At 35.4% G+C, this 16,825-nt stretch carries 20 protein-coding genes; 7 read left to right on the top strand and 13 right to left on the bottom strand.

Annotated elements, in window-relative coordinates; translation table 11 throughout:
- Positions 1-25: 25 nt before the first annotated feature.
- Genes U9K52_RS14245 through U9K52_RS14235 form a run of 3 tightly spaced genes read left to right on the top strand, consistent with a single transcriptional unit; the run spans position 26 to position 2,627 of the window.
- Positions 26-376 (top strand): hypothetical protein, encoded by a 351-nt coding sequence (locus tag U9K52_RS14245; protein WP_263601989.1) that lies wholly within the window; start codon positions 26-28, stop codon positions 374-376.
- A 6-nt stretch (positions 377-382) separates the two neighbouring features.
- A complete protein-coding gene (locus U9K52_RS14240; protein WP_263601988.1) occupies positions 383-1,723 on the top strand; it encodes a transmembrane and coiled-coil domain protein in 1,341 nt (446 codons plus the stop codon).
- A gap of 10 nt (positions 1,724-1,733) precedes the next feature.
- Positions 1,734-2,627, top strand: a complete 894-nt coding sequence (locus tag U9K52_RS14235) for a hypothetical protein (protein ID WP_263601987.1) — start codon at positions 1,734-1,736, stop codon at positions 2,625-2,627.
- A 353-nt stretch (positions 2,628-2,980) separates the two neighbouring features.
- Here U9K52_RS14235 and U9K52_RS14230 read toward each other — a convergent pair whose 3' ends face one another.
- Complete coding sequence (locus U9K52_RS14230) at positions 2,981-3,436, bottom strand: META domain-containing protein (protein ID WP_322927113.1); 456 nt, start codon at positions 3,434-3,436, stop codon at positions 2,981-2,983.
- A gap of 87 nt (positions 3,437-3,523) precedes the next feature.
- Here U9K52_RS14230 and U9K52_RS14225 point away from each other — a divergent pair, with 87 nt between their 5' ends.
- Positions 3,524-5,725 (top strand): S46 family peptidase, encoded by a 2,202-nt coding sequence (locus tag U9K52_RS14225; protein ID WP_322927112.1) that lies wholly within the window; start codon positions 3,524-3,526, stop codon positions 5,723-5,725.
- A gap of 90 nt (positions 5,726-5,815) precedes the next feature.
- Complete coding sequence (locus U9K52_RS14220; protein WP_322927111.1) at positions 5,816-6,292, top strand: YdeI/OmpD-associated family protein; 477 nt, start codon at positions 5,816-5,818, stop codon at positions 6,290-6,292.
- A 40-nt stretch (positions 6,293-6,332) separates the two neighbouring features.
- Here U9K52_RS14220 and gwsS read toward each other — a convergent pair whose 3' ends face one another.
- The 12 genes from gwsS to U9K52_RS14160 all read right to left on the bottom strand — a co-directional run bounded on the left by gwsS (position 6,333) and on the right by U9K52_RS14160 (position 15,541).
- On the bottom strand, positions 6,333-7,436 hold the full coding sequence (gene gwsS / locus U9K52_RS14215) for a grasp-with-spasm system SPASM domain peptide maturase (RefSeq protein WP_263601983.1): 1,104 nt from the start codon (positions 7,434-7,436) through the stop codon (positions 6,333-6,335).
- Entirely contained in the window at positions 7,423-7,608 is a 186-nt protein-coding gene (locus U9K52_RS14210; protein ID WP_263601982.1) for a hypothetical protein, read from the bottom strand. Before U9K52_RS14210 ends, gwsS begins: the two co-directional genes overlap by 14 nt.
- Positions 7,592-7,888 (bottom strand): hypothetical protein, encoded by a 297-nt coding sequence (locus tag U9K52_RS14205; RefSeq protein ID WP_322927110.1) that lies wholly within the window; start codon positions 7,886-7,888, stop codon positions 7,592-7,594. Before U9K52_RS14205 ends, U9K52_RS14210 begins: the two co-directional genes overlap by 17 nt.
- Positions 7,889-7,972: 84 nt before the next feature.
- Complete coding sequence (locus U9K52_RS14200; protein ID WP_322927109.1) at positions 7,973-8,521, bottom strand: hypothetical protein; 549 nt, start codon at positions 8,519-8,521, stop codon at positions 7,973-7,975.
- The gene (locus tag U9K52_RS14195) at positions 8,518-9,564 is read right to left on the bottom strand and encodes a hypothetical protein (protein ID WP_263601980.1); all 1,047 of its coding nucleotides are present in this window, start codon (positions 9,562-9,564) and stop codon (positions 8,518-8,520) included. The genes U9K52_RS14200 and U9K52_RS14195 overlap by 4 nt, the downstream gene beginning before the upstream one ends.
- Positions 9,565-9,635: 71 nt before the next feature.
- The gene (locus tag U9K52_RS14190) at positions 9,636-9,800 is read right to left on the bottom strand and encodes a hypothetical protein (protein WP_263601979.1); all 165 of its coding nucleotides are present in this window, start codon (positions 9,798-9,800) and stop codon (positions 9,636-9,638) included.
- A 51-nt stretch (positions 9,801-9,851) separates the two neighbouring features.
- A complete protein-coding gene (locus U9K52_RS14185; RefSeq protein WP_263601978.1) occupies positions 9,852-10,031 on the bottom strand; it encodes a hypothetical protein in 180 nt (59 codons plus the stop codon).
- Positions 10,032-10,284: 253 nt separating this feature from the next.
- Entirely contained in the window at positions 10,285-11,829 is a 1,545-nt protein-coding gene (locus U9K52_RS14180; protein WP_263601977.1) for a YifB family Mg chelatase-like AAA ATPase, read from the bottom strand.
- A 125-nt stretch (positions 11,830-11,954) separates the two neighbouring features.
- Positions 11,955-12,926, bottom strand: coding sequence for a T9SS type A sorting domain-containing protein (locus tag U9K52_RS14175; RefSeq protein WP_322927108.1), 972 nt, complete (start codon positions 12,924-12,926; stop codon positions 11,955-11,957).
- A 29-nt stretch (positions 12,927-12,955) separates the two neighbouring features.
- Positions 12,956-14,308 (bottom strand): outer membrane beta-barrel protein, encoded by a 1,353-nt coding sequence (locus tag U9K52_RS14170; RefSeq protein ID WP_322927107.1) that lies wholly within the window; start codon positions 14,306-14,308, stop codon positions 12,956-12,958.
- Positions 14,301-14,867 (bottom strand): RNA polymerase sigma factor, encoded by a 567-nt coding sequence (locus U9K52_RS14165; protein ID WP_263601974.1) that lies wholly within the window; start codon positions 14,865-14,867, stop codon positions 14,301-14,303. The genes U9K52_RS14170 and U9K52_RS14165 overlap by 8 nt, the downstream gene beginning before the upstream one ends.
- 98 nt (positions 14,868-14,965) lie before the next feature.
- Positions 14,966-15,541, bottom strand: a complete 576-nt coding sequence (locus U9K52_RS14160) for a DUF4840 domain-containing protein (protein ID WP_248389116.1) — start codon at positions 15,539-15,541, stop codon at positions 14,966-14,968.
- A 219-nt stretch (positions 15,542-15,760) separates the two neighbouring features.
- On the opposite strand from U9K52_RS14160, the gene U9K52_RS14155 reads away from it, so the two are divergent.
- Both U9K52_RS14155 and U9K52_RS14150 read left to right on the top strand, forming a co-directional pair.
- Positions 15,761-16,108 carry a tRNA-binding protein gene (locus tag U9K52_RS14155; RefSeq protein WP_322927106.1) on the top strand — a complete coding sequence of 116 codons (348 nt, stop codon included), beginning with the start codon at positions 15,761-15,763 and terminating at the stop codon, positions 16,106-16,108.
- 12 nt (positions 16,109-16,120) lie between these two features.
- Positions 16,121-16,825 carry a ribonuclease H-like domain-containing protein gene (locus U9K52_RS14150; RefSeq protein WP_248389120.1) on the top strand — a complete coding sequence of 235 codons (705 nt, stop codon included), beginning with the start codon at positions 16,121-16,123 and terminating at the stop codon, positions 16,823-16,825.

Genomic DNA, 16,825 nt, shown 5'->3' with positions numbered 1-16,825 from the left:
GGCCCATTTTTTAAGATTGTATCAAATGGCAATATGTGATGATGATTTCAGTGCTCTGGAACTGAAAATGCTGTACCGATGTGCCGAAGAAAGAGGTATCTCTTCCAAAAACCTGGATGAAATTCTTTTAAATCCTATTAATTTAAAATCAATTGTTCCTCAGACAATCGAGGAAAAAGTAGATTATCTGTATGACCTTACGGTAATGATCTGGGCAGACGGAATCGTTTCTCCCAATGAATATTCTGCGATGCAGAAATATGTCCTGATGTTCGGATTTCTGGAAGAAAATGTAACGGCTATTGTAGATTATCTCATCGAAGCCGTAAAAATAGGAAAGAACAAAAGTGAAATTTTATATGAACTAAAAAACTAACCCGCCATGGATACCGCCAGCATAAAAAACTTATTTAAACTAAAATCTGTTCCGATCGAAAAACAGGAGGAGCAGCTGCCTAAAAACGAAATCAGTACAACCGAAGATTCTTCTGAAGAAAGCCGAAAAAGAACGTATCACGAATCAGGATACAGAGACAGTTCGCGCACCAGCGGAAACCACTCTACCTTGTCCATCTGCCTGGATGCCGTTTATTCCAAATTCCAGAACGAAGAGAAAGAAATGGTTGAAAAACAGCAGAAGCTGAAAGAATCTTACATCAACGAACAGAAAAACAGGGAAACGGAAATCAAGGCTCTAACGGTTTCTCAGGAAACTAAAGAAGAACAGCTGAAAACCAAAAACAAAGAAATCGAAAATCATCAGAATAGTATTGACAATTTAAAAGCGGAGATTCTGGATCTCCCCAGAAATCCGGAAAAGTATAATGTAAAAGCTACAAAGGGAGCTTCCGCAAAATTCTGGATCGGATTGATTCTTTTAATCCCCATTACGTTATACTTAGCGACCTTTTATATTTCAACTTCTTATTCGGCTTTCTTTAAAAGCTTTGATGCAAGAAGCACCGTCATACAGAGTGTTCTGGATGCCAATGCATGGATGAAGGCCTGGAATGACGGATTTATCGAAGTATCTTTCGTCACACTGATCCCGTTTGTATTTCTCGGTTTAGGTTTTCTGATTCATATGTTTGGTGAAAATAAAACGAAAGTCAATTATGTGAAATTAGGGTTGCTATTCCTGGTAACTTTTGTTTTCGATTCTATTTTAGCGTATGAGATCGAATCAAAATTATATGAATTGAATAAAACTTTCGATTCTCCTCCGTTTGATCTTAAGATTGCTTTTACAAAGATTCAATTTTGGGGAATTATTTTCGCGGGATTCATTGTTTATATTATCTGGGGACTGGTTTTCGACTTTGTCATGAAAGAGCATCGTGAAAAAGACAGGATAAGAAGCGAACAGGAAATCAGGCAGAAAAAAATTCTTTCTCTTTCAGAAAAAATCAATGCTTTAAAAAAGGAAACCGAAGAGATTACGGCAAACATCGGAAGCATTAAAGAACTCATTATCAAAACACGCGGCAGAATTGAGGAGCTTCAGAATATCATAGACAGTGTTATTATTCCTACTAAAGATTACAAGCGGTATGCTTCTGAATACGTTCAGGGTTGGATCACGTTTATCGGAGAAAAAATTGCAGTTTCCAAAACAGAAAAACAGACCATGATCGAAAACTGTATTGCGACGTATGAAACCAATCTCGAAAGGGTCGGAGCCAATTCAGATACTCAGAATTTAGTGTATTTATCAGCTTTATAAAATCAATCGTATGAAAAAAATATTATATCTGTTAATGATTATCTCCCTAATGTCATGCTGCAAGGACGGTAATAAAGATGATGAAACTAAAAAGGATTCAGTAAAATTAATACAGGATCCTAACAACATCAATGTCAGTATTCTGATCGACTTATCAGACCGGATTGATCCTGACACCAATCCAAATCCCACAATGCCGTATTTCCAAAGAGATGTGGAATACATAAAAACCATTGAAAAAGGATTTTTAAATCATATCAAATCAAAGAAAATCATCACGTATGACGATCAGATGCAGGTGTTTTTTAATCCGGAACCTTCAGATCCGAAAATCAATGACTTTACGAAAGAACTGAAAGTTTCATTCGATAAGGATACTCCAAAAAGCTATTTTGATGAGGTTAATAAAAAATATTCGGAATTGCCATTACATATTTATCAGTCTGCTATAAAAGACGGAAATTATGTAGGCTCAGATATTTGGGAGTTTTTCAGAAATAAAGTCAAAGATTACTGCATAAAAAATGACAGGAGGAATATTCTTTTTATTCTGACTGACGGTTATATGTATCATGAAGACTCTAAATTTTCACAGGATAAGAAAACCTCCTACTTAACTTCAAAACTAATAAAATCTAATCATCTTACAACCACCGACTTTAAAACTGTTATAGAAAAAAACAAGTTCGGATTTGTAAAAGCCAACGATAAACTAAATAACCTTGAAGTGATTGTTTTAGGAATTAATCCGGAAAAAGGAAATCCTTTTGAAGAGGCCGTTATCAAAGAATACTGGGAAAACTGGTTCAAGGAAATGAAAATCAAAAACTATCAGATTAAATCCGCCGATCTCCCTTCTAATCTGGAACCGATTATCTTAAAGGTAATTTCCGGGAAAAGCTAAAAACACAATTACTATATCACCTAAACCATTTAAAGAATTAGAATGACAACCTTGGTGGTAAAGATGTTTTCATTTAAATGGTTTTTATTTTAAAATGTCAGTTTAGACTTAAACTGACTTTTGATTTAATTTAAACTGATAGATTAAACTCAAAAAGATTTGTGTTTTAGTTTAAACCGGGAGTTTAGACTTAAACAAACTTCTGATTTAATTTAAACTGACAGATTAGACTAAAACAGATTCATGTGAGAGCTTAATCTGCTAGATTAAATTAAATCAGATTCCTTTGAGCGTATGATTTGAATACTTAAAGCTTAAATAAAAAGCGAAGAAAATATTTCTCCGCTTTTATTTTAATCCCAGTCGGCGGCAATAAATTCCATTTGATTTCCGTCATCATCAGAAAGTGTAAGAACATGTCCTTTTACAGAGTAATTTGTCATATTCCTGAACGCTTTAGAGAAATCCGTTTCTAGTTTCATATCCTGGCAGGCTTTCAGAGTAGACCCGATCTCTGATATTTTTACACCGCCGTCATTCTTAAACTCAGAAGTAAAGAACATACTGTTGCAGCCCATGAATGCTGTTCCTTTAATTTTTCCCTTCTCCTGCTTTTCCGTGAGGTTAATTTTTGCATTTTTTGCGATCAGATCAGATTTGGAATAGGCCCCGAAAGTGATAAGCATCCATTCCCTGTGAACCTGCGAATGAAGGTCGGTATTTTGTGATGTATTGTTGTTTACAGCATGACAATTCAGTAATATTCCTGAAAATAAAACACACAAAACCGAAATGAATATTGTTTTCATAGGCGTTTGAAATCCAATTTCATACCATTCCGGGTCCAGAATACGGTAAAAATTAGTAAATTAGCGACACAAAAATTATTTTATAAAATGAAAAGAATACTTCTACTATTCACTTTCCTTTTAAGTTTTGCGCAAATGAGGGCAGACGAAGGGATGTGGTTGTTAATGCTTGTTAAAAGACTCAATGGTGTCGATATGCAGAAAGAAGGGCTGCATCTTACACCGGAAGAAATTTATTCCGTGAATAATTCCAGCTTAAAAGATGCCATCGTAAGCTTCGGAGGATTCTGTACGGGAGAAATTGTTTCCGGACAGGGCCTTATCTTCACCAATCACCATTGTGGTTACGGCGCGGTAGCAGCAGCTTCCACTCCGGAAAAAGATTATTTAAAGAACGGATTCTGGGCGATGAAACAGAAAGACGAATTCAATGCTAAAGATCTTTATGTGAGATTTTTAGTAAGAATGGATGATGCTACGCAAAGAATCAATTCAAAACTCAACAACAACATGTCCGCTGCAGAAAGAAAAGCAGTGATCGATGCTGAAACCAAAGCGATCCAGTCTGAAAATTCTGAAAACGGAAAATATACAGTAGTCGTAAGAGATTTCTTCAACGGAAACGAATTTTACTATTTCGTGTACCAGGATTATAAAGATATCAGATTGGTAGGTGCACCGCCTTCCGCATTAGGAAAATTCGGTGGCGATACTGATAACTGGGAATGGCCGAGACACACTGCAGATTTCACGGTATTCAGAGTGTATGCAGATGCTGCCGGAAACCCTGCAGAATATTCTCCAAGCAACGTTCCTTTAAAACCTAAACATTTCCTTCCTGTTTCCCTTAAAGGAGTAAAACCGGGAGACTTCTCCATGATCTTGGGATATCCGGGAAGAACAAACCGTTACCTGACTTCTTACGGGATCCAGCAAATGGTAGGAAAAGATTATCCGGCATGGGTAGAAGCGTCTAAGCTAGCGATGGACGTGATGAAGAAATACATGGATAAAGATAAAGGAACTCAGCTGAATTATGCTTCTCAATATGCTTCTGTAGCCAACTACTGGAAAAACAGACAGGGAACTATCGATGCCGTAATCAAAAACGGAACGATCACCGACAAGCAAAAGGTAGAAGAAAGATTTAAAACATGGGCGCTGCAACCGGAAAATATTGCCGAGTACGAAACCGTTTTAGAAGATATCGGTATTTATTACAAGCAGACTTCAGACAGAAACGTTGAGAGAATGTATATGTCTCAGCTTTCAAGAAATGCCAAGTATTTCTCTTTGGCATTACAGGTAGGAAGCGTGCTTAAAGCGTATGCAGACCAGGACATGAAAGGAAGGCTTGCGATGAAGCCAAAAGTAGATGCTGCTTTAAAATCAGCTTATGAAAATATCAATACCAAGCTTGAAGGTGAAATGCTGAACTCTATGGTTAATCTTTACCAGACCAGAGTAAACAAAGATGTAGCATCTGAAACCATCATGGGTCTTGATGCGAATAACCTTTCCAATATTGCCTATTCTTCAATCTTCGCCAACAAAACATCCGCAACCAACTTCGTGCTGAATCCGGATAAATTAAAACTGGATGCAGATCCGCTTTGGAAAATTGCGAACGGATTGGTTGCAGACCAGAGAGCTTCTGCAGAAAGATTCGTGAAGATTGATGATAATTTTGCTAAAAACAACAGATTATTCTTAGCAGGATTGATGAAGGCTATGCCTGAAAAGAAATTCTACCCGGATGCGAATTCTACGATGAGACTTACATACGGAACAGTAGATACATTACCTATCAGAACTGACAGAAACTATTTCGGTATTACAGATAACTATTATACTGACATGACCGGTCTTGTAGGAAAATACAAGAAAGGGGATGAAGAATTTGACCTTCCACAGAGAGTGATCGACCTTTACAACCTTAAAGATTTCGGTCAGTATGCCGATGCTAAAGGATACATGCCGGTTAACTTCCTTTCCAACAACGATATTACAGGAGGTAACTCAGGCTCACCGGTAATTGACGGTGACGGAAACCTTATCGGTATCGCATTCGACGGAAACAGTGAAGCATTAAGCGGAGACATCGTTTTTGAACCGGAATGGCAGAAAACTATCAACGTAGACGTTCGTTTCGTTCTTTGGACGATTGACAAATATGCCGGCGCAAGAAGATTAATCGACGAACTGCAATTGGTAAGAGACGAAAACACGCCTGCAGATACCAAAACAAAAATGCCTAAAGCAACACCTGCTAAAGGAAAAAGAAAATAATCTTTATTGATATAATTTTAAAACCGCGAAAGTTTCTTTTGCGGTTTTTTGTTTTTTAATGAATAAATTAGCTCTAAAATTTTATTCCTGATGAAACCTCAGCCTATCCAATTCAACGCTGTTATTAAGCAACACGGCACCATGAATGCCGCTTTTGTGGAATTTCCTTTTTCCACCGAGAAACTGTTTAACAAAAAAGGGCAGGTGAAAATCAAAGCCCTCTTCGATGACAAAGTAGAATACCGCGGAAGCCTTGCCAAAATGAAATCCGACAACCACATGCTGGGCCTCACCCAGGAAATAAGGAAACAACTTGGAAAGAATTTCGGTGATGAAATTTCTGTCAGCCTCACTGAAGATAAAGAAGAAAGAACCGTGGAAATAGCCGATGATATTCTTACCATCTTTAATGAAAACCCCGAAGCAAAAGCTCTTTTCGATAAGATGAGCTATACGCACCGTAAAGAATACATCCGCTGGATCAATGAAGCTAAAAAGCCTGAAACCCGCGAAAAAAGAAAAGTCAAAATGATACAGATGATTTTGGAGGGGAAGAAGGGAGTTTAGGTTAATTAAAATCTTTTTTGCTAATTCTGGATTTAGACATTCAACTCTTATTTGCTTTTATGATATTTTTTATTCCATAATGTTTAATAGCCTTCTGTTTTAATGGATTTGTACTCCATTCTTCCCATTCTCCAATATAAGGATTATATCCACATTTTAAAGGTTTAGATATATCTAGTCCTTCACTATTAACATTAGATCGCTCAGTATAAGCTCTGCAATCAGTACAGATGTAACGGAACTCACAATCTTTACAGACTTCAATACTATCCTTAGTTAAATTCCAATACTTTTTAAATCCAGCTCGATTAAGAGCCTGTCGTAATGTTGTATCATTAATATTACCAAAATTTTCAATCATTGAAGGACAATTTTTTATATTGCCATCTTTATCAATAGCTATTTTTTTATGGAGACAGGAATTGTGATTAAGAAATTCCGTAAATGATTTTATATTAATAACAAAATAGTCTCTATTAACGATTCCACATGAATAAATGTCTATTTTCTCCTTGGTAAATATAATATAACCCATACCATTGGTTTTTTTTGAGGAAATCAACTCATTTTTAAGACTATTAAATATTATAATATATGAAATCCGATTTTCTTGTTCTGCAAGATTTAATAATAATTTTTCATTTAATTTTCCACTATACTCAATAACTATTCCAATAGATGAAATTATTAACTTATTACTGCTGATATAGTTCAGTAGTAACATTAATGTATCTATATTCTTATTATTGAATCTTATTTCTATGTTTTTACAATTTAAATCATCAAGTTGTTTAAAAAGCTCAAAAACGTCATACTTTTTCTCATCATCATATTCTATCACAGCATTTGATAATATAAAGGGTTCATAAAAACGAAGATCAATTTCAGGAAATAAGTCTGGTGTTGATGTAAGAAAGCCAAGATTAAGATCTTTCAAGAAATTGAAATATTGAACAATATCTTCAGAGTTGTAGATTTTAAATAAATCATCTAAGGACTTATTTTTGTGAGTAGTTAAAATTTCAAACAATTCTAAAGGTATTAATACAAAATCATTTTGTTGGAGATCACAAATCAAACAAGCTGAAAAACCTTTAACAGGAATACAATTGGCAAAAAGCTTGAAGGTATTATTCAAATTCATTGAAGTTAATAATTTTTGTTATTGGCTTATAAAAATTATTTGGTATAACTCTTCTTGATTGAAGCTTTTCGACTTGAATTGTTTGTTCTTTACTATTTTCTTTACTATTTTCCAAAACTTTTGTTTCGCGTATGTAAGGTGACAAAGAAAGATTTTTAAATTGGTTTTTCATTTTTAATTAAATCTAATGCTATATCTTTTTCTATATTATAATTACAATAAAATGATACCCAGTGAAACTGACCTTGACTATTATTCTCTAAAAAATAAAAAGTATTATTTGAATCAACCATCAGGTCAGCTGAACCTGTATTGATATTTTTAATTCTAAAAAATGTTTTAATTTTCTCTTCAATAAGCTGAGGCAAATCGAAAGGAACATATCTTTTAGGCTTGTCATCTGTTGTTATTCTGAAATCAATCTCATTAATATCATGTGGAAATATTGCCATTGAATATAATCTATCCTTATATACAAAAACTCTTAGTTCGTAGACTTTTTCAATATATCGTTGGAATAATCCTGCATTGAAATATTAATTTAAAAAATCAATTTCTTTAGATTCAATAAGTAAGGTTTCTCTGCCATAAACTGTGTAATTTTTCTCTTTGACCAACAGAGGATTCTTAATCCTTTTTGTTATAACTTTTCCTCCATTCTTATAAATAAAATCAAGTAGGTTAGATTTCTTATTGGTTATTAAAGTATCTGGAATGTTAAGACCTACTTCTTTAGCATAATAAAGATCTAAAACCTTGTTATGTTGTTCCTCATCATTAAATTCACCTACATAGTTGCCAGTATTTTTTGCTATCTTTTCGTAAGCTTTCAATATCAGATTATCGTCAGTTTTTAGTTCATCCTTATAGTTAAAAGTATTCAGATTAGTAGGTAAAATATTTAATTTAGCTCTTCTATGAAATGCATTTTCAAATACACCACTAGTAGATAAATTATTAATTTCAAACGTAAAATCATGGAAAGTTTCTACATTTTTTCTTTCTGCTTCATAATCTAAAGATAGAATCCATTCAATAATTAGATCCGAAGTAATGTCTAATTCTTCTGTAATTATTTTTATCATAAAGATTTAACTTTTGAAAGAATACATTCACGAAACGTCTTTTCATCTATCAGATAATCCTTGGGAATATCTATATCATATATTATTTTATCATAATAAAGCGGCGGAAGTCCAACTTTCTCCCTAATCAAATCTACATTTTTAATATTTTCGATAGGATAAATATCGTATTGTGCTTCAGTACCATATTTTTGTTTTCCTGTTTTTGATATATTGTAATCGTCTTCAAATGATGCAAAAAAATCTCTTTCCAAATTTCCCTTTTCAATTTCAGAATTAATATATGGCTTAAAAAAATTCCAGACAAAATTACTTTCATTATATGTTCCTCTATGATGCCAGAGCAGTATCCAACCATTTTCAAAATATCCGTATCTTTTTGTGATATCAATATATTTTTGAATATTTAACGAATCTGTATTTTCCATTAATTTAAACTTCAGATTTTCAAGGTTTTTATCTTTAAAGTTTACATATCTCCCATAATTCTCAATACCTAAAGAATCTTTTTTATTAACAGCATTAATATAATTAAATAACATTTCCCCTCCCTCCTCATCACTGACTCCTAGATAATAATTAGCCAGCGACCTAACATATTGGTCTTTTGTGACAAGTTGCTCTACTTCCAGATAAGCAGATATATTTTTTAGCTGAGAATAATATTCTTTTAATAGGTTATCATATGAAGCGTTAATTTTCTTAATTAATTTTGAATTTTTATAGGGAGTTAATTTTGGATAAGTATTTATCAGTTCTAATGGTACTTTATATTTAGTAATTGATTCTCTTAAGTATGATTCTGCAATTTTTACTTTATTGAGTTTAAATGCTACGGAAGCTGCAGCTAGCAATTCATAAGAAGTTTGTGCGGGAGCATATTTAAATGCTTTTGTAAAGTATTTTAATGATTGATTGTAATCTTTGTCATACAGGCTAACTTGCGCAGCATACACAAGATAATTCCTCTTATCTCTGTTATTTTGAGGATAATAGCATAGACTAATAAAAAGGAAAAAGAGAAAAAATATTTTTTTTATCATTTGTTACTGTAAAATAAAAACTACACTTCATTATAGAAATGTAGTCGCTTAATTTTATAGATTAATTTAATTTATTCGCAAATGGTATTTGAACAAGAGACGAATTTATCATCTTTATCGAATTTTCCATTATTATTGTTATCATAATAGCCATCTGTTGTGATTGTTGTACATCCATTCGATGTTTCTTTTTTTGTTGATGTCTGAACATATCCATTCCCGCAGATAGATGACATTTTTGTTTTATTCAAAATTTTAATTTGTTTTTTCATTTTGCATATTTTTAATTAACCACAGCTTATTTCACTACAAGACGATTTAACCTCACCTTTATCCCATTTTCCATTTCCATTAGTATCATTGTAACCATCAATTGTAGTCTGTACACAAGTATTCCCATCAGGAGTTTGAATATTTCGCGTACTTGATGAAGTCTGAACCCAGCCGCCTCCAATTAGTTTTGACATTTTTGACTTTTCAACTTTTTTGTTTTTCAATTTTTCCATATTTGAATTTTTAAATATTTGTCGATATCGATGTCCACAAAATTAATAATATAAATAAGTTATATAATAATTTTAACAAAATTTAACTTTCACTATATTTTAAAAAAAAGCTAATTAATATAATATAAAACAAATAAATTTGTGTTTACTTCAAAAATAAATCAATAAAAAAAACAATTTAATAAACATATCACATTACAACTATATTTAATAATTAGTGAGTATACCCATTCCAAAACTCCCGATCCAGACTCCTATACTGTATCGCCTCCGAAATATGATATGAAAGAATATTTTCTGAGCCTTCCAGATCTGCTATGGTTCGGGCTACCTTAAGGATGCGGTCATAGGCTCTTGCCGAAAGATTCAGCTTTTCCATAGCGGTTTTGATGAGACTGAAAGATGATTCATCCAATTCGCAGTATTGTTCAATCTCTTTCGGTCCGATTTGCGCGTTGTAACTTATTTTCAGGTCTTTATAACGTTCTCTTTGAATTTCGCGAGCCATGAGAACACGTTTTCTAATATCTTCGCTTTTCTCGCCTTTTCTTCGTTCCGCTAATTGTTCAAACTCCACTTTCTGCACTTCAATATGAATATCAATCCTGTCCAGAAGAGGTCCGGAAAGCTTATTCATATACCGCTGCATTTCGTAGACGGTGGAAGTATTATTAGGGTCATCAGGAAAAAATCCGCTGGGGCTGGGATTCATGGAGGCGACCAACATAAAGCTTGCGGGATAATTCACCGTAAATCTGGCTCTTGAGATTGTTACTTCACGGTCTTCCAGAGGCTGCCGCATTACTTCGAGTACGGTTCTTTTAAATTCCGGCATTTCATCCAGAAACAATACGCCGTTGTGTGCCAACGAGATTTCTCCGGGTTGCGGATAACCTCCCCCGCCAACAAGTGCCACATCTGAAATCGTGTGATGCGGTGCACGAAACGGACGAACCGTCATCAGCGAAGTTTCCGTGCCCATTTTACCCGCGACAGAATGGATCTTTGTGGTTTCCAATGCTTCCTTTAAACTAAGCGGAGGCAAAATACTGGGAACCCTTTTCGCAAGCATTGTTTTTCCGCTTCCGGGAGGTCCGATCAAAATGATATTATGTCCGCCCGCTGCTGCAACTTCCATCGCTCTTTTCGCAGTCTCCTGCCCTTTCACTTCTGAAAAATCAAAAGGAAAATCATTAATTTTTTCCTGAAATTCTTTTCTGGTATCGATTTCAATTTTCTCCAGCGGTTTTCCTTCATTAAAGAAATCAATCACCTCTTTTATATTTTCGGCGGCAAAAACATTGAGATTGTTCACAATCGCAGCTTCTCGGGTATTTTGTTTCGGAAGAATGATTCCTTTAAATCCTTCTTCTCTCGCCTGTATGGCAATCGGCAAAACACCCTTTACCGGCTGTAAAGTTCCGTCGAGAGAAAGCTCTCCCATAATGATATAGTCCTGGATATTTTCGGCAAGAATCTGATCGGAGGCTGCAAGAATTCCGATGGCAATGCTAAGATCGTATGCGGCACCTTCTTTACGAAGATCAGCGGGCGCCATATTAATGGTTATTTTCTTTCCGGGAATTTTATAACCTACGTTTTTCAACGCAGCGGAAATTCTGTAACTGCTTTCTTTAATAGCACTGTCGGGAAGACCTACGAGGTGATAGCCTACTCCTCCGGTATCAACATTAACTTCAATCGTAATGGTTTGCGCCGAGACGCCGTGTATTGCACTTCCATAAATTTTGATCAGCATCGTCTGTGTTTTGATGCAAAAATAAAATATTTTTTCTAATCGGTGAGCGCAATATTTTAAGTATAAAAGAAAAGCCCGGGATCAACTCCGGGCCTTTCAATCAATTCAATCCAAAATATCTCTTTTTATTTCTTGATGAATTTATTCTTGTATATTTTACCTTCCGCAGATTTAGATACGATAAAATACGTTCCCGGAACCATTGCACTTACATCAATAGCCTCAGAAAACTGGTGATTTTTCTTTTGCAGGACAAGTTTTCCGGACATATCAATGATGGAAACTTCAGGGTATTTTTTATCAGATTCTTTTCCGATATAAATAACCTGTGATGCAGGATTCGGATAAACGCTGAGGTTATTTTCTTTAGGTTTGGTTTCTCCCGTCCCGAGATTGGAGCAGAAGCTAAAGTTTCCGAAATTTAAGGTAATAAAAGCAAAATCGCTTAGCATTTCGCACTGATCAGGACAATATTCCGTACAGGCATAAAAACCGAAAGTTCCGGAATTGGTTGCCGTATACGAATCTCCTGTTTCCCCAGCAATAATACAAGGGTCCGTTGGTAAAGGAGGGTTACTTCCGGGAAGGCATTTAAACCATGTGTGTGTTCCGTAAAGCTGCGGAAAGCCGTCATTAAGCTGTACTGATGCGCCATCACAAACATTATATACACCGGGAGCTGTTTCTTCAAAAGTTCCGGGCTGGAAATCTGCCATCATAAATGGAAGCCCGTACGCATAGCCGTCTGCAAGAACCGCAGCGCTTTCTGCAGTACAGTCATTCTGTGTTACCTCAACCTTGAAGTAGTACAGCATATCATCATTCCCGTTGATGGTTAAAGTCTGGGATGTGGCACCGGGAATTGCTACCCAGGGATTATTATTGGGTGTTTGCCAATCCCACTGCTGTCTGTACCATTGGTACGTTCCATATGTTTGCGTGGTAGAAAGGGTTTCCGTCTCCGTATTGCAGAAAACTATTTTTTCCGGAAACAGAGTGCCCAGTCTTGGACTGGTAATTTCAGGGGTACATTGCTGTGCTTTCAGCTGTAAAAAACTTAAAAATAAAAAACTTAAAAAAATTAGTTTTGTTTTCATATACAATTATTTTTGTGATTTAAATTATGTTAATCCAATAATATCCTTACTCCGAATTTTACATTAAAATTCAGCGGTTTTTCTTTATAAATCGTTTTTAATGAACTGTTATCTTTAAAATGATAACCAACTCCGGGCTCTGCATAAATACCTATATATTTTACCACCTTAAACTGAACTCCTACAGCCGAATTCACAGAAACCTGAACCGGTTTTTCACGAATATCTTCTTTGATCTCCTGCTTTACAGCGCCATCTACAATATATTTCGTCTTGATATCGCCGGAAACTGCTTTTTCAACAGTACCTCCTCCTGTGAGATAGCCTGTAAAAGCGCCTTTCTGAATAACATTATAGTTTACCTGAACCGGAATTCCCACGTAGTGAATATTCTGCTCACTGCTGATAAAATCCGACTGACTTCCGGAGGTTAGCTCCGCGGAAAGCCTGGTATAATTAACACCGGTCCCGATGCTCCACTTTCTTCCTAAATTTTTGTAAACAGAAACACCAAAAGTAAGCGGTGTTTTATGCCTGATGGTGGCATCAACTTTTTTATCCTGATTAGCCAGAAGAATGGACATCAGCGGATCTTCACCAGATCCCAGACTCCACATTTCAGGAAGAGAAGGTGTGGCTCCGGTGAGTGAGGCATAACCCGGGAACTGATCGGTAGAATTTGAAGAGGCGTTTCCTGTTCCCAAACCCAGCATCCAGTTTCTTTTTGCTTTGTTGAATGCCAGCTTTTTCGCTTCAGATTCTTGCTTCTTTTTTCTTTCTTCTTTTGTCATCAAAGGATAGGCCTCTTCAACAAACGGGTTTTCCGTAGTAGTTCCTTTATTTTCTTTCTGAGTTAATTTATTTTCAGAAAACATTTCATTTTGAAGATCAATTTCTGATTTGTCAACCAGATTAATTCCCGATGAAAAATTTATCTCCGTTAAAGAATTTTTAATATACTCCTGTCCTGAATTCTTCTTTTGCTTTCCTTTTTGTTCAGGGCTAAAAAACTGGTTTCCAAAGTCTTTTTCGGAATAATTTGCTATTGGATTAGATATTGGTTTTTCCTGAAAATTATCTTCTACAGTATATGGTTTTTTAATTTCAGGTTGATGTTTTTTTCCGGTAAAATCAAATAGCCCGCCCAGAATCAAGAATATAATAACTGTCGCAGCAACACCGACAATACGATACATTAGCGGCCGGTTAAATTCAATAACAGCCTTCTGCGCTTTGAGATCATTCGGAACGGAACCGGGAATGCCGTTGTTCTCGTCCTCCACAAATAATTCTTCCCTGATATTTTTCCACAATCCATCAGGAACATCTTCTGTGTGATCTTCCATTTTCCTGCGCAGATCATTTAACCATTCATTACTCATATTGCGCTGTTTTAGACATTTTATATTCTTTTATTTTCCGGGCAAGCATTGATTTGGCCCTGTGCAACTGCGATGCTGAGGAATTTTCGGCAATCCCCAGTATCTCTGCGATTTCTTTATGACTTTTTTCTTCAAAAACAAAAAGGTTAAACACGGTCCTGTATCCATCAGGAAGCGTCCGGATCATTTCCATAATTTCCTGCTGTGAAATTTCGTCCAGATCAGGTTCTTCTTCTATTTCAACATCCGGAATATCAGTTTCATCAGCTACGATTTTAAAATCTGAATTTTGTTTAATGTGCTGTAAAGATTCATTGACTGTAATTCTGCTGGCCCAGGCTTTCAGAGAACCATTTCCTCGGTATTCAAAAGAATCTATTGAGCGAAACATTCTGATAAAGCTGTTCTGTAAAACATCATTCACATGATCCCTGTCAATAATATATCTCGAACACACATAGGCAAGACTACCTGAATAAGCCTCAAAAAGCTCTTTCCAGGCCGCTTCTTCTTTTTGCAAAAGGCGGCTAACCAAAATTTGTTCGTTGTTTTCTTTCATTGACTATATGATATCACTCCGATGCTGTCAGTCATTTAACATAATACAAAGATAGGCGGCCTCAAACTGAAGCCGGCCTATCTACAAAAAACTACTATTTAATTCTTTATACTGATTGGAACTTCATATTTTATAATCTGATAAGGAGTGACCTCTGTCTCTCCGACAGTTATTTTTTCCGCTTCCCAGGCAAATCTCAGGGAAGTATCATATCCTACATAAAAACCTTTCTGTTTTGCAGACATCTTTACTGAAATATTTTTTGTGACACCTTCTACAGGAATCTGAAAAGCCATAACCTGAGGCTCTAAAGCAAGTTCTACCACATTTTGCTCGGTATTCAGCTTAGATTTGAATTTTATTTTATATTCCACTTTTCCTAAGTGTGCTAAAACAGTGTCCGCCTTTGCCGGATCTGTTATGATCGTTTTTACCACTTCCCTCGCAGGAAAATCTTTGAAAGTGATCAGGCTGTCTTTAGCATTGAAATCAGTAATCTTTTCATTTATTTTTCCTCCCTGGAAGGTTACCAGTCTGGCCTTATAATTTCCGTCAACATCACTCAGCTTTACAGGAATTGGCGTGTACTGGTCTTCAAGGCACGATATCAATGACATTCCGGATACAGCAATAGCAGCAAGCATCAGGAAATGAAGTACTTTTTTTATCTTCATTATATTAAATTTTGGCATTAAACATTATCATTGAGTACTCATTCTATAAATACTGGTTTCAGGTAAATCTTGCACGGAAATCATATAATTTTTCTTAAAAATTCGTAACCAATTGATTATTAGATGTAAAATTTATTGATCAAGATTATTTAAGTTTTATTATTTTAATACTTTTGTTAAACCTGCAAAAGGAAAGAGAATAGAATAATAAATCACATTATGAAAGTAAAACCTGAAATCTCCTGGACAGATTTTGAAAAAATTGATATCAGATGCGGAACCGTAGTTTCAGCCAATGACTTTGAGAAAGCCAGAAATCCTTCCTATCAACTGGAAATAGACTTTGGAGATCTGGGAATTAAAAAATCATCTGCACAGATTACATCATTATACAGTAAAGAAGAATTGGTTGGCCTGCAGGTTCTGGCAGTTGTTAATTTTCCTAAAAAACAGATTGCCAATTTCTTCAGCGAATGCCTGGTTTTAGGGGTTTATGGTGAAGATAAAAAAGAGGTCACTTTACTAACTCCTTCCCTGCCCGTGAAAAACGGAATGCAGATAGGATAAAATAAAAAACAAATGATACAGCACATTCCTTTAGAAAGAATTTTATTTATTGATATTGAAACCGTTCCGGGCTCCGGATCGTGGGAGGAGCTTCCTGAAACCGAGCAGATGCTTTGGGATAAAAAAACAAAATTCCAGAGAAAAGATGAAATTTCCGCACAGGATTTTTATTCGGAAAAAGCAGGTATTATGGCTGAATTCGGAAAAATTATCTGTATTACGATCGGGATGCTTGAAAAGAATGATACTTTAAAAATTAAAAGTTTTGCCGGGCATGACGAAAAAAAGATATTACAGGAATTTGGGGAAATTTTTAATAGTCAGCGGCTTCGTGAAGTAATTCTGTGTGCACACAATGGAAAAGAATTTGATTTTCCCTGGATTGCCAGAAGGTTCCTGATTAATGGAATGATGCCTCCGATACCATTTCAGATGTTTGGAAAAAAACCCTGGGAAATTCCTCACCTTGACACCATGGAACTTTGGAAATTCGGGGACTACAAGAGTTTTGTTTCCCTGGAATTACTGGCTCATGTTTTTAAAGTTCCCACTCCGAAAGATGATATCGACGGCTCAATGGTTTCATCAATCTACTACATAGAGAAAGACTTGCAAAGAATAGTAGACTATTGTGAAAAAGATGTCTTAACTTTGGCAAATATTTTTCGGCGCATGCGTCAGGAAGATTTATTGAAAAGGTACATCAATTTAGATTAA

It is taken from the genome of Chryseobacterium sp. MHB01 (genome assembly GCF_034651565.1).
GTDB lineage: Bacteria > Bacteroidota > Bacteroidia > Flavobacteriales > Weeksellaceae > Chryseobacterium > Chryseobacterium nepalense.
This window is presented reverse-complemented; position numbering and strand designations above follow the sequence as displayed.